Annotated in this window: 14 protein-coding genes; 6 read left to right on the forward strand and 8 right to left on the reverse strand. The window is 59.2% G+C overall.

What is annotated here, in order from left to right:
* Positions 1 to 284 (reverse strand): hypothetical protein (locus tag ACIOWL_RS10005; RefSeq protein ID WP_400384307.1); only part of this gene is annotated, 284 nt, incomplete at its 3' end.
* Positions 285 to 331: 47 nt separating this feature from the next.
* Between ACIOWL_RS10005 and ACIOWL_RS10010 the strand changes: the two genes are divergently transcribed.
* Positions 332 to 736: a hypothetical protein gene (locus tag ACIOWL_RS10010; RefSeq protein ID WP_400384310.1), complete on the forward strand. Its 405-nt coding sequence runs from the start codon at positions 332 to 334 to the stop codon at positions 734 to 736.
* Positions 733 to 1,542 carry a metallophosphoesterase gene (locus tag ACIOWL_RS10015; RefSeq protein ID WP_400384312.1) on the forward strand — a complete coding sequence of 270 codons (810 nt, stop codon included), beginning with the start codon at positions 733 to 735 and terminating at the stop codon, positions 1,540 to 1,542. Before ACIOWL_RS10010 ends, ACIOWL_RS10015 begins: the two co-directional genes overlap by 4 nt.
* Positions 1,543 to 1,732: 190 nt before the next feature.
* On the opposite strand, the gene ACIOWL_RS10020 is transcribed toward ACIOWL_RS10015, so the two are convergent.
* The 7 genes from ACIOWL_RS10020 to arsB all read right to left on the reverse strand — a co-directional run bounded on the left by ACIOWL_RS10020 (position 1,733) and on the right by arsB (position 9,787).
* On the reverse strand, positions 1,733 to 2,299 hold the full coding sequence (locus tag ACIOWL_RS10020) for a hypothetical protein (protein ID WP_400384315.1): 567 nt from the start codon (positions 2,297 to 2,299) through the stop codon (positions 1,733 to 1,735).
* A 323-nt stretch (positions 2,300 to 2,622) separates the two neighbouring features.
* On the reverse strand, positions 2,623 to 4,563 hold the full coding sequence (locus tag ACIOWL_RS10025) for a heavy metal translocating P-type ATPase (RefSeq protein WP_400384316.1): 1,941 nt from the start codon (positions 4,561 to 4,563) through the stop codon (positions 2,623 to 2,625).
* Positions 4,560 to 4,928 (reverse strand): helix-turn-helix transcriptional regulator, encoded by a 369-nt coding sequence (locus tag ACIOWL_RS10030; protein WP_013350243.1) that lies wholly within the window; start codon positions 4,926 to 4,928, stop codon positions 4,560 to 4,562. Before ACIOWL_RS10030 ends, ACIOWL_RS10025 begins: the two co-directional genes overlap by 4 nt.
* Positions 4,929 to 5,451: 523 nt before the next feature.
* Positions 5,452 to 6,522, reverse strand: a complete 1,071-nt coding sequence (pstS, locus tag ACIOWL_RS10035) for a phosphate ABC transporter substrate-binding protein PstS (protein WP_400384319.1) — start codon at positions 6,520 to 6,522, stop codon at positions 5,452 to 5,454.
* 179 nt (positions 6,523 to 6,701) lie between these two features.
* Positions 6,702 to 8,222: an NAD(P)-binding domain-containing protein gene (locus ACIOWL_RS10040; protein ID WP_400385087.1), complete on the reverse strand. Its 1,521-nt coding sequence runs from the start codon at positions 8,220 to 8,222 to the stop codon at positions 6,702 to 6,704.
* 49 nt (positions 8,223 to 8,271) lie between these two features.
* Positions 8,272 to 8,688, reverse strand: a complete 417-nt coding sequence (locus tag ACIOWL_RS10045) for an arsenate reductase ArsC (RefSeq protein ID WP_038992396.1) — start codon at positions 8,686 to 8,688, stop codon at positions 8,272 to 8,274.
* A gap of 10 nt (positions 8,689 to 8,698) precedes the next feature.
* Positions 8,699 to 9,787, reverse strand: coding sequence for an ACR3 family arsenite efflux transporter (gene arsB, locus ACIOWL_RS10050; RefSeq protein ID WP_400384323.1), 1,089 nt, complete (start codon positions 9,785 to 9,787; stop codon positions 8,699 to 8,701).
* A 110-nt stretch (positions 9,788 to 9,897) separates the two neighbouring features.
* Here arsB and ACIOWL_RS10055 point away from each other — a divergent pair, with 110 nt between their 5' ends.
* From ACIOWL_RS10055 to trxA, 4 genes are read left to right on the forward strand one after another with little or no spacing between them, the layout of a single operon-like run.
* A complete protein-coding gene (locus ACIOWL_RS10055) occupies positions 9,898 to 10,269 on the forward strand; it encodes an ArsR/SmtB family transcription factor (protein ID WP_400384325.1) in 372 nt (123 codons plus the stop codon).
* Positions 10,266 to 10,682 carry a low molecular weight phosphatase family protein gene (locus tag ACIOWL_RS10060; RefSeq protein ID WP_400384328.1) on the forward strand — a complete coding sequence of 139 codons (417 nt, stop codon included), beginning with the start codon at positions 10,266 to 10,268 and terminating at the stop codon, positions 10,680 to 10,682. The genes ACIOWL_RS10055 and ACIOWL_RS10060 overlap by 4 nt, the downstream gene beginning before the upstream one ends.
* Positions 10,683 to 10,722: 40 nt before the next feature.
* On the forward strand, positions 10,723 to 11,679 hold the full coding sequence (gene trxB / locus ACIOWL_RS10065) for a thioredoxin-disulfide reductase (RefSeq protein ID WP_400384330.1): 957 nt from the start codon (positions 10,723 to 10,725) through the stop codon (positions 11,677 to 11,679).
* 30 nt (positions 11,680 to 11,709) lie between these two features.
* Positions 11,710 to 12,033 carry a thioredoxin gene (gene trxA, locus ACIOWL_RS10070; RefSeq protein ID WP_400384332.1) on the forward strand — a complete coding sequence of 108 codons (324 nt, stop codon included), beginning with the start codon at positions 11,710 to 11,712 and terminating at the stop codon, positions 12,031 to 12,033.
* Positions 12,034 to 12,066: the final 33 nt, after the last annotated feature.

The raw sequence follows: 12,066 nt of genomic DNA on the forward strand, positions 1-12,066 counted from the left end.
TGAATACTTTTTTGCAGATTGCTTCTTTGCAGATTACTTCTTGCCTGAATACTTCTTACTGCCCCGGGCACGAAACATAAGTTCTGAATACTTCTTAACTGAATACTTTTTTGCAGATTGCTTCTTTGCAGATTACTTCTTGCCTGAATACTTCTTACTGCCCCGGGCACGAAACATAAGTTCTGAATACTTCTTACCTGAATACTTTTTTGCAGATTGCTTCTTGCTTGAATACTTTTTTGCAGATTAGTTTTTGCTTCTTTGATCGGCTTTCCGCTATCCATTTTTTCGGATATGCTCTGCCTTCGAAGCGGCAAAAGACAGGGTGATTATGCTTGATGATTCATACGGCAAATTGATCGGTCCGGTCTACTCCCTGGCGGCACTAGCTACGCTGTGGGATTGCAGCGAGCAGGAGGCTGCAAGGCGGGCGGAGCGGCTCAGCATGCTGGCGCTGCAGGTGGGTGATCGCAAGCTGTATCCGTCCTTCCAGCTCGATGGTGCGGAGCCGCGCGAAGACGTTCTTGAAGCCGCTTTCTTGCTCTCTTTGGCGGGTGAGCATGAAACGGCTGCGCTGTGGCTAGTAACCGCGTGCTGCGGCGACAGGCTGGGCAGAACCCATTTACAGCTTTTGGACCTGGGTGAGAGGCGGCAGGTGGTGGCTGAGGCTGCTGAGACAGCTTCACGATGGGCGGATGAACGAGAGCTGACAAGGCAAAAGGGGGAACAGGAATGAGAGCTGCAGTTGCAGGTGATTGGCGTGGGAACAATGTATGGGCCCTGGCCGCGATTGACGCCGCACATGAGGCCGGCTGCCGTGTGCTGCTGCACACTGGCGATCTGGGTGTGGGGATGCCTAATCGCCGCCCCTATGAGCAAGAGCTTGAAGCCCGCCTGGCAGAGCGGGGGATGATGCTGTACTTCGTGCGGGGGAATCATGACAGCCATGACGCTGTGCATTTGCTTCCGCGCGATGACGACGGGTGCCGCATCTTGTCCGGTCATGTCCGGATGCTTGAAGGATGGATGCGGCTCACCGATGGGGGTGAGTCAATTACCCTGGCTGGCCTTGGCGGTGCATCCTCTTCGGACCGGCTGCAGCGGACCCGCATCGAGAAGGCGAATCACGTGCCGCGGACCTTGTTTTGGCCGGAGGAGGTTGTCTCGCGCTTTACCGTGAGGTGCTTCCTGGAAAAAGACACCCCTCGGCGTTTCGATATCTTCTTGTCGCATGATGGTCCGATCGAGGCGTACCGCGAGGGGAAACTGGGTTTCCGTGAGAGCCGTGACCCTTTCTACCAGCCGTCCGCAGAGGGGGATGCGATTGAGATTTCCATGGCCCGCCGGCGCCTGATGCCTGTGGCGCATTTCTTCGGCCACCACCATAAGCGGATGAGCCTTTGGGATGGGCAGAGCGACCACACCGAGTTGTTGGAGTGCCTGGGCGCCGATGGAGCGCCCGGGAACCTGGTTTGCTATGACACGTTGTCGCAGCGAATCACGGAACTGGATGTGGAGGTGGCTGATGATGACCGAGGATGAATTGATCGAGGCCGTACTGGCGACCCCGCTGAGTGATGCTGCCCGGATTTCGCAGCTGCAAGACTGTGTGGAGTTGATGTCTCGAATCGCGCAGAGGCGGATCCTTTGCTTTACATGGCAACAGGTCGACTCCTCCCCCAAGAAGGTGCCGGCCCGTGCGTTTATGTGTGTGCGCCAATTCCCTGCTGGTTCACGCGTCCATCTCCACGGTATGGACGATCGCCAAACCCAGGAGCTCAGACGACTCGGACCCCGAGACCGCGTTCAGATATTGCTGGGCAACTGCGCGAGATCCCACGAATTTGAGCACCTCGGCCGGGGCCGGCTCATAGGTTCCACCAACGAGGGCGGCAAGCACCTGACGGCTCTCAATGATGCGGGCTTCAGCTGCAGCTAAGGCTTCGCACATCTGCTCGCGGTATTTCGCAACTGCTGAGTCCTCATCATCACGGCTGGCGTATACGGCATCAATCAATGGACGTAGCGGTACCGGTGGCTGGACCATAATTTTGGCGGCTTCAACGGCGCCGGCCCGACGGACGGTTGGTGCTGCTTCGAGCTCGGCGGAGAGTATTTCAGCCAACGGGGTATCGGCGGCCAGGCGAGTTGTGTGGCGCTGCTGTACCCGGCTCGTGCTCTCCGCCTTTCGTATCAGCGCGTGGGTGTATCGGCGCTTTGGAGTCTGGGCTCGGCGGGCTATCTCAGCACCGGCGTCATCAAGGACGACGGAAAACTTGGTGGAGGTGACGGTGTTCATGCTTTGATTCCTCAGTTATAGGGTTTCAGTGCGTTATCACCTCATATGTGTACGATCTGCTCTACGCAGTTCACGGGAGCCTGAAGCGTTGCCACATATTCGAGCGGGCACGTTGGATCAAGAGTCACAAACGGTCGTTTTTGACCAGACAACCAAGAACCAGGAATCCCCGGCGTATGACTGTTAGTTTCAATTGGCGGTTTATCACCGTTAAAAATGGCGCATCGCACAGCACCACCCACTTTGGTTTTAGATGGTTGAAGGCGGGGCGCTAATTTCCCGGTGGAAATAGTGCCCCGCCTTCAACGGCAACGAAACCAGCGCTAATGCAGGACGTTGCCCGGCTGCTGGGTGAGCTGCTTGCGGTGGATACGGGCAGCACGAAGGCCGTTGGCAATCACGATGACTTCTGCGACCTCGTGAACCAGCACTACCGCGGCTAATCCAAGCACTCCGGTAATAGCCAAGGGCAGCAGGACAACGATGATCGCCATTGACAGGACGATGTTCTGATTCATGATCGCTCGGCCCCGTCGGGCATGGGACAAGGCTTGCGGGATCAGTCTCAAGTCATGGCCGGTGAAGGCTACGTCGGCTGATTCTATGGCGGCATCGGCACCGGTAGCGCCCATCGCAATCCCCACGGTAGCGCTAGCCAAGGCAGGGGCATCGTTGATCCCGTCACCGATCATCCCTGTAGGAACCTGCTGCACCGACGAAGCGATTTCACGGGCCTTGTCTTCAGGTCGCAGTTCGGCATGAACGGTGTCTATACCGGCGATTGAAGCCAGCGCGTGGGCAGTACGGGAGTTATCGCCGGTGAGCATCACCACGTCGATTCCCTGGTTATGCAGGTCTCGAATTGCCTCGGCCGCTTCAGGGCGTAGTTCATCGCGCACGCCGATCACGCCAATGACCTGCTCTGCACGGGTGACCATGACGCAGGTTTGCCCGGAGGCCTCCATGGATTCAACAGCGGAAGCAAGCGATCCTGGGGCAATCCATCGAGGACTGCCGACCCCGACCTGAACACCATCCAGGACGCCGGTAATGCCGTGTCCTGGCTCTTCGTTAACCGCCGCTGCCTCCGGGATCGCGGGTACTGCTGCGGTGATGGCCGTAGCTAGAGGGTGGGTGCTGTGCTGTTCCAGGGCGGCAGCAACGGCGAGCACCTCTTCGCGAGTCGCATCATCAACGGTCTGGACTTGCGTGACCACTGGCTGATTGCGTGTGAGTGTTCCAGTTTTATCTACCGCGATGCGGCGCAGGGAACCAAGCCGTTCGAAGGCTGCTCCGCTTTTGATGATGACACCGAACTTGCTGGCAGCTCCGATGGCGGAAACAACGGTGACAGGAACGGCGATGGCCATCGCGCAAGGCGAGGCTGCGACCAGCACGATCAGTGCGCGGGTGATCCAGGTTTCGGGATCGCCGAAGATCGCTCCAAGCACAGCAACCAGTACGGCCAGGACGATGACACCGGGAACCAGCGGGCGGGCAATGCGGTCAGCGAGCCGTGCCCGTTCGCCACGTTCCGACTGGGCTTGCTCGACCAGGCTCACCAACGTGGTCAGGGAGTTGTCCGTGCCGTTTGCCGTTGCAGTGACTACTAGCGCGCCGGATGAATTGATGGAACCAGCAGCAACCTGGTCGCCTACGGTTACTTCCACGGGAATTGATTCCCCCGTGATAGCGGAGGTGTCCAAGCTGCTTGATCCTTGGCTGACCACGCCATCGGTTGCCAAGCGTTCACCAGGCTTCACGCGCAGGGCATCGCCAATCTTGATCTCTGCTGCACTGACTGTGACCGGTATGCCGTCACGGATGACGGTGGCCGTTTCCGGGACGAGCTTCAACAAAGAGCGCAGGCCCGAGCGTGCCCTGTCCATGGCTTTGTCTTCCAGGGCTTCGGCAATGGAATACAGGAATGCCAGGGCTGCGGCTTCTTCGATATATCCGAGGATGACCGCGCCGGTGGCGCTGATGGCCATCAGCAGCCCAATGCCGAGTTTCCGTTTCGTGAACAGTTTTTGAAGGGCGCCGGGCACAAAGGTAAAAGCGCCCAGCAGTAGGCCGATCCAAAACAGCACCAAGGCCACGATGGCGGCGCTTTCGCCGTGGGTGCTCCATTCAAGGACGAGCCCAGCGAGGAAGAAAACGCCTGAGGCTATGGGGACGAGCACGTGCCAATCCCGCCACCAGGGCAGTTCCTCTTCGAATTCTTCGGTGGGTTCCGGTGAATCGCAACCGCAGGCGGAACTCATGCTTGCTCCTCGTGTTCTCGATCGGCGCTGGTGGCGCAGTCAGGGCAGGAAGAGTCCAGGCAAGGTACTTGATCATCGACGGCCAACGTCACGTCAACCAGGGCGCTCAGGGCGGTGGTGAGGTGAGGATCGGTGATTTCGTACCGGGTTTTGCGGCCTTCCATTTTCGCCACGACAATTCCGCAGCCGCGCAGGCAGGTCAAATGGTTGGAAACGTTGGCGCGGCTCAGTCCTAGGGCCTGGGCAAGTTCCGCTGGGTATCCGGGTTCGTGCAGCAAGGACAGGAGGATGCGTGACCGGGTGGGGTCGGCCATGGCGCGGCCAAGCCGGTTCATCGCATCGATCCGTGATTCAATGTTCATCATACGATGTACTGTACAGCACTTGATGTACTAGTGGCACCGCCCAAAATCGGTCGTTTTTGAAACGCACAGCGAACCCCGGCGACATGTGACTGTTAGTTTCATTTGGCGGGTTTTCACAGTTGGAATGGCGTATAGAACTGCACCAGTATTGCCAGGGCAATATCTTCAGGAACAAGCACACGGCAACGCAGAGCATAAAGAATGGGTAGCAGCCTCGAATTCTTCAAGGAAGCTACCCACCAATCGGCTATTTTCGGGTTGGGTCTTTGTAAAACCATCATTTACGGGACAAAGAAAACCGCCATTCGAGCGATGCGACTGTTAATTTCGTTTGGCAGTGACATCGCGGTTTGGATTGTCATCTCCTATTTCTAACACGTGAGATCACGCTAAAAGGGATTCCGGTTCATCCCATGAAAGCGCATCATCTCGCGCTTCAGGATCTGACCACCGCATTGCGTGGAAAATGCAGAAAGGACAGAAGAATCAGATTCTACCGCCCTCAATGCCCTTACGAAACCCTCTAATTTACCGGTCGAACCGTGATTGAGTCGATCGCATCGCTCGCATCTTTGGCCAAACGTTCTGGCATCGGCGCGCTCTTCGCAGAGTCAGCTGCGATCTTTTGCCCTTCTTCGCTGACCACGTAATGTCCGAAGGTTTTCACCAGATCAACGGTTTGGGCATCCGAGTATGAGCTACAGAACAGTAAATAGGAGACCAGTACCAACGGGTAGGCTCCGGGTGCGGTGGTATTGCGGTCCAGCTCAAGGGCAATATCGTGGGCGCCGCGGCCTTCGACGCGTTCGGATTCTGCCACGGCAAGGGCTGCGGCTTCTCCGCTGACCTCAACAAATTCGTCGCCCACCCTAAGCTTCGCCTTGCCGAGGCTTTGATCAACGAGCGAATCATCGGCGTACGCAATGGTGCCAGGTGTGCGGGACACCGTGGTGACGACGCCGGCATTTCCCTGAGCCTTTTCCAGGGAGATATCGTTAGGCCAACTACCATCAGGCTCGTACCTCCACGCTTTTGGTGCGGCGCTGTGCAAATATTCGGTGAAGTTTTCGGTGGTTCCCGAATCATCGGATCGTGCCACCACTGTCATAGGAATGTCGGGCAGTTCTACGCCGGGATTTAGCGCTGCGATGGCAGGATCTTGCCAGCTGCGGATGTCCCTGTTGAAGATTCGGGCAATGGTATCCGCATCAAGATTCAGTTCGCTGACACCGGGAATATTGAATGTGACGGCGATCGGGGAAATATAGGCGGGGATGTTGATGGCACCGCCTGGGCCGCAGGTCTGTTGGGAACGCTGGACTTCTTCGTCTTTGAGGAAAGCGTCGGAGCCGGCGAATTCGGTTGCTGCGGCGAGTAGTCCTTCGCGTCCTGCGCCCGAACCGACCGAGGCATACTGCACCTGGACTTTGGGATGGAGCACCGAGAATCCTGTGGTCCAGGCGTTCATCGCTGCATTCTGCGCGGTTGATCCGCCACCAGTTAGTGTGCCGCGCAAATTCGAGGTGTTGGCTTCGGCGGCCTTCTTCTGAGCTTCACCTAACGGGTAATCGGAACCGCACCCTGCCAGAAGCATGATGGATGCAAGACTGAACGCGGCAAGAGCATGAGGGGATCGAAGGAAAAAATTTCGGGGTGGCTGAGCGGGGCGCATTATGGCTCCTGAAGTACTCGAAGAAACGAGGATCGAAGATGAGAGTGGTGGTGAGGCGGTGCCTGTTGCCAGACACCGCTTCACCAAGTAATCACTTGATATTACTTATCTGCTAATTCGGCGTTGCCGTGCAAGGTGCCGGTGGCAAAACCGATTGTGACCGGTTGCTTCGTGCCACAGCACGACTGCGCTGGCTCATCGCTCTGCTCGTTCGGCATTTCTGCTTCACCGCAGCCGGTAGCCGGTACAGCTCCCTCGGCCGATGTTCCGCAGCAGGCATCGACTGCCGCCGGCGCGCTTCCGCAGGAGCTGTCCTCAGCTGCCGGAGCATCGCACGATCCGCCAAGGTCGGTGGAGCAGACCCCTGTTTCGGGCAGGTCAAGCTCAACCCGGCGTGCAGCTTCATGGTCCCCGGACAGGTGCGCCGCAATGGAGCGGACCTGCTCATAACCGGTGGCCATCAGGAACGTAGGGGCACGGCCATAGCTCTTCATACCTACGATGTAGAAGTTCGCCTCCGGGTGAGCCAGTTCCTTTTCACCGTGCGCGCTGACCGTGCCGCAGCTATGGAATTCCGGATCAATCAATGGACCCAGTGCGCTGGGAGCCTCGACTATCTGGTCGAGATTCAAGCGCAGCTCGGAGAGCATGCCCAAATCCGGGCGGAATCCGGTAGCCGGAACAATCCGGTCCACTTTCAGCACTCGCCCGTCGGCCAAGTTCACGCTCAGCTTGCCGCCAATCGCCAGGGAGCTGATTGACACGTTTTCCAGCAAGCTGACGTGGTTGTTTTCTACCAGTCGGCGAAGAGAAGTGCCCAGCTGCCCGCGTGCGGGCAGCTGGTCTGCGGCCCCGCCGCCATAAAGCCGGATCGGATTCGCCTGGCCACGTAGACCCCACAGTATTCTGGTGTCCGGCTGTTCCTTCTGCAAGCGTCCCAGCGAGATGATGGTGTTCGCCGCCGAATGCCCTGCGCCGAGCACCAGAATCGTCTTGCCTGCGAAGTCTTCTCTGTCGGTGCCTAGAGGGTCGGGCAACGGGGACGTGATGAAGCCTTGCGTGCGGGCCTCGGCTTCGCCGATTGCTTCGATGCCCGACCGGCCCACAGGGTTTGGCTGGCTCCAGGTACCGGTAGCGTCGATGACAGCACGCGCCAGCACATCCACATCGCCCAGCGCAGTTGTGGTGCGAACCAGGAACAGAGACTCATCACGGCCAGCAGTACGTGTCTTGTCGATGCCCCGACCATCTTGGTGCAGCCGGCTGATCTTGGTCACGCGGTGGCCGTACTTGATCTGCGAGGCCAATCGCGGGTGGTTTGCCAGTGGTTCGAGGTATTCGTTGATCAGTTCTGCGCCGGTCGGGAGCTTGGTTTCGCGTGGGGTGACCCAGTCACCTGCGTAACTTTCGCTTGGGGTCTCCAGCAAACGCTGCGCCGCAGCATCGATATCAAAGCGCCACGGGGAGAACAGTTTGATGTGTTTCCACTGTTCAATGGCGGCGCCCACGCTCGTGCCGGCTTCGAGCACCAGAACATCTTGGTTTTGTTCGATGAGGTGTGCGGCGGCGGCCAGGCCGGTCGGTCCGGCACCAATGACCACTACGGGATGGGTTGTGTCCATCATGACTCCTTGAATTTTGGTGAACCGTCGTGAATCCTGAGAAGCGGATTTAGCCGGTGGGAAGCAGTTCTGCGATCAGTGCTTCGATGCGTGTGCGGATCTCGTCGCGGATCGGCCGGACAGCCTCAACGCCCTGGCCTGCCGGATCTTCCAGCTTCCAGTCTTCGTAGCGCTTGCCGGGGAAGAATGGGCAGGCATCTCCGCAGCCCATGGTGATCACGACGTCCGAGTCCTTGACCGCTTCGGTGCTCAGCACCTTGGGCACTTCGGCGGACATGTCGATGCCTTCCTCCAGCATTGCCTGGACGGCGGCCGGGTTCACCGAATCGGCCGGGGCGGATCCGGCCGATCGCACTTCGATGCGTCCTTTGGACAGGTGGGAGAGGTAGGCGGCGGCCATTTGCGAGCGCCCGGCGTTGTGCACGCAGACAAAGAGGACCGAGGGCTTGGTGTTGTTTTCAGCCATGATTGTTTCCTTAGACAGAAGTGGTAGTTGGCTTGGCAGCGGGGAAGAATTTGCGCGACCACAGGGCCACGTAGACCAGGGCGACGAGGACCGGCACCTCGATCAGCGGACCCACCACCCCGGCCAAGGCCTGGCCGCTGGTGGCACCGAAGGTGGCGATAGCTACCGCGATGGCCAGCTCGAAGTTGTTGCCGGCCGCGGTGAAGGCCAGGGTGGTGGTGCGCGGGTAGCCCAGCTTCAGCCAGTGGCCGATGAGCATGCCGGCGCCGAAGACCACCACGAAGTAAACCAGCAGCGGGACGGCCATGCGCAGCACATCCAGCGGCTGGGAGATGATGTTGTCTCCCTGCAGGGCGAAGAGCAGCACGATGGTGAACAGCAATCCGTACAGCGCCCACGGGCCGATCTTCGGCAGGAACTTGTTCTCGTACCAGTCCCGGCCCTTGGCCTTCTCGCCCAGGGTGCGGGTCAGGTATCCGGCCAGCAGCGGGATGCCCAGGAAGACCAGCACCGAGGCGGTAATCGCGGCAATGGAGAACTCGGCGCTGGTGGTTTCCAATCCCAGCCAGGATGGCAGCAGCTGCAGGTAGAACCAGCCCAGGGCGCCGAAGGCGATGACCTGGAAGACCGAGTTGATAGCCACCAGCACGGCAGCCGCTTCGCGGTCGCCGCAGGCCAGGTCATTCCAGATGAACACCATGGCGATGCATCGGGCCAGGCCCACGATGATCAGGCCGGTGCGGTATTCGGGCAGGTCAGCAAGGAAGATCCAGGCCAGCACGAACATGAATGCCGGTGCGAGAATCCAGTTGATCACCAGCGAGGTGACCATCAGCTTCTTGTCCGAGAGCACCTTGCCGGTTTCGTTGTAGCGAACCTTGGCCAGCACCGGATACATCATGACCAGCAAGCCAATGGCGATGGGCACCGAGACCCCTGCCACGGTGAAGCGGTCCAGCAATTCTCCCAGCTTCGGGAAGATGCGGCCCAGCCCCAAGCCCACGGCCATGGCGAGCAGGATCCACAGGGCCAGGTACCGGTCCAGGAAAGATAGTTTCGCCGCCACGGGGGCGGTATCGGGCACGGTCGCAGGTGTCATGCAATCATCACTCCAAGTTTAGACATCGACGAGCGTCGATGTTTCGAGTATGCTTGCCTATATCGATGTTTGTCAATTTCTATTGAGAGCCAAGAAATGAGCCGAGGCCGATGAGCACCTCCACCCTGAACCCCGCTGGCGAACACCCAGTCGCGGCAGCCGAATTATGCTGCGTCCCCTCGCAGGGCGAAGAGATCCTCCAGCTCGAAGAAGCCGAGCTGTTGGCATTGCGCTTCAAGGCCCTGAGCGACCCGAACCGCTTGCGCATCCTTTCCATCGTCTCCGCGAGCGAAGCAGCCGAAACCTGCGTTTGCGACCTGTCCGAGCCCCTGGAGCTCAAGCAGCCCACCGTCTCGCACCACCTGAAGATCCTGGTTGATGCCGGAATCCTGCACCGCGAGAAGCGCGGGGTGTGGGCCTACTTCTCGGTGATCCCCGGCGCCTTGGAATCCCTGGGTGCCAGCTTGGTGGCCAAGAAATGAGCGCAGCAGCCAAGCCAGCCGTGCTCTTCGTCTGCGTCAAGAACGGCGGCAAATCGCAGATGGCCGCTGGCCTCATGAACGCCCGCGCAGGCGCGCGGATCGAGGTCTCCTCCGCGGGGACGCATCCGGGATCGAAGATCAACGCCCTGTCAGCCGAAGTGCTGCTGGAACAGGGCATCGACATCACCGCAGAGCATCCAAAACACCTCACCGAAGCGCAGATGCGCCAAGCCGGACTGGTCGTCGTCCTCGGACGCGAAGCCCAGGTCCCGCAAGCGGACGGGGTGGATATCGAAATCTGGGAACTCGATGAGCCAAGCTCCCGCGGCATCGAAGGACGCGAACGGATGCTGCTCGTGCGCGACGAGATCAGCAGCCGCGTCGCAGACCTGGCCACCCGGCTGCTGTCCTGAGCAGCGAATACGCCATTACACCACTGGAGAAAGAATTCTTATGACCCCTGAAGACATCCGTGAAGTCATCATTGTCGGCTCCGGTCCGGCCGGTTACACCGCCGCGGTCTACACCGCCCGAGCGAATCTGAACCCACTAGTCATCGCCGGCTCAGTCACCGCCGGCGGCGAACTGATGAACACCACCGACGTGGAAAACTTCCCAGGCTTCCCCGAAGGCATCATGGGCCCAGACTTGATGGACAATATGCAGAAGCAGGCCGAACGCTTCGGCGCTGAGATCCTCTTCGACGACGTCACCGAAATGAACCTCGAAGGCGAAATCAAGACGCTGTCCTTGGCCGACGGCACCGTCTACCGTGCTCGTGCTGTCATCGTCTCCACGGGTTCCGCCTACCGCGAGCTGGGTCTGGAAGACGAAAAGCGCCTCTCCGGCCATGGCGTATCCTGGTGCGCTACCTGCGACGGCTTCTTCTTCCGCGAACAGACCATCGCCGTAATCGGTGGCGGCGACTCCGCCATGGAAGAAGCACTGTTCCTGACCAAGTTCGCTTCCAAGGTCATCGTGGTGCACCGCCGCAATGAGCTGCGCGCCTCGAAGATCATGGCCGACCGCGCCTTGGCCCACGAGAAGATCGAGTTCATCTGGGACTCCGAAGTTATCGGCATCAACGGCGCCGACAAGGTCGACGGCCTGGTCGTGAAGAACCGCAACAGCGGCGAGGAAACCACTGTAAATGTCACCGGCATCTTCGTGGCCATCGGCAATGACCCGCGCGTGGATCTGGTCAAGGACCAGCTTGAGCTGACTTCCGAAGGCACCATCGCCGTTGACGGCCGTTCTTCCAAGACCTCGCTGCCAGGAGTTTTTGCTGCCGGCGACGTCATCGATTCCACCTACCGCCAGGCAATCACCGCAGCTGCTTCCGGTTGCGCCGCTGCACAGGACGTGGAGCACTACCTGGCCAACGTGTCCGAAACCCTCGCTACCGTCTAATCAAGTTTTTTCAGAAAGGGGTTGTCTCTTATGAGCAACGCAAAAGCAGTAACTGAAGCAACCTTCCAGAGCGAAGTTCTGGATGCCGACAAGCCAGTCATCGTTGATTTCTGGGCAGAGTGGTGCGGCCCTTGCCGCCAGCTAGGTCCAGTTCTGGATCAGATCGCAGAAGAGCACGCTGCGAAGGTCGACGTCGTGAAGGTCAACGTCGATGAGAACCAGACCATCGCCGCGAAGTACGGCATCACCAGCATCCCAGCCGTATACGTCTTCAAGGGCGGCGAGCACGTCGCTACTTCCATCGGTGCCAAGCCGAAGGCTGTCATCGAGAAGGACTTCGCAGAATACCTGTAGGCCGGTATCAGCTGCTGAGAAGCGGCGCGCCGG

This window comes from Glutamicibacter sp. NPDC087344, from assembly GCF_044744225.1.
Classification (GTDB): Bacteria; Actinomycetota; Actinomycetes; order Actinomycetales; family Micrococcaceae; genus Glutamicibacter.

Coding starts and splice junctions, on each gene's coding strand:
- ACIOWL_RS10010 (WP_400384310.1), top strand. CDS start 332: ATGCTTGATGATTCATACGGCAAATTGATCGGTCCGGTCTACTCCCTG.
- pstS (WP_400384319.1), bottom strand. CDS start 6,522: ATGCTTCTGGCAGGGTGCGGTTCCGATTACCCGTTAGGTGAAGCTCAG.
- ACIOWL_RS10045 (WP_038992396.1), bottom strand. CDS start 8,688: ATGGCTGAAAACAACACCAAGCCCTCGGTCCTCTTTGTCTGCGTGCAC.
- ACIOWL_RS10060 (WP_400384328.1), top strand. CDS start 10,266: ATGAGCGCAGCAGCCAAGCCAGCCGTGCTCTTCGTCTGCGTCAAGAAC.
- ACIOWL_RS10020 (WP_400384315.1), bottom strand. CDS start 2,299: ATGAACACCGTCACCTCCACCAAGTTTTCCGTCGTCCTTGATGACGCC.
- ACIOWL_RS10040 (WP_400385087.1), bottom strand. CDS start 8,222: ATGGACACAACCCATCCCGTAGTGGTCATTGGTGCCGGACCGACCGGC.
- trxB (WP_400384330.1), top strand. CDS start 10,723: ATGACCCCTGAAGACATCCGTGAAGTCATCATTGTCGGCTCCGGTCCG.
- ACIOWL_RS10015 (WP_400384312.1), top strand. CDS start 733: ATGAGAGCTGCAGTTGCAGGTGATTGGCGTGGGAACAATGTATGGGCC.
- ACIOWL_RS10055 (WP_400384325.1), top strand. CDS start 9,898: ATGAGCACCTCCACCCTGAACCCCGCTGGCGAACACCCAGTCGCGGCA.
- arsB (WP_400384323.1), bottom strand. CDS start 9,787: ATGACACCTGCGACCGTGCCCGATACCGCCCCCGTGGCGGCGAAACTA.
- trxA (WP_400384332.1), top strand. CDS start 11,710: ATGAGCAACGCAAAAGCAGTAACTGAAGCAACCTTCCAGAGCGAAGTT.
- ACIOWL_RS10025 (WP_400384316.1), bottom strand. CDS start 4,563: ATGAGTTCCGCCTGCGGTTGCGATTCACCGGAACCCACCGAAGAATTC.
- ACIOWL_RS10030 (WP_013350243.1), bottom strand. CDS start 4,928: ATGATGAACATTGAATCACGGATCGATGCGATGAACCGGCTTGGCCGC.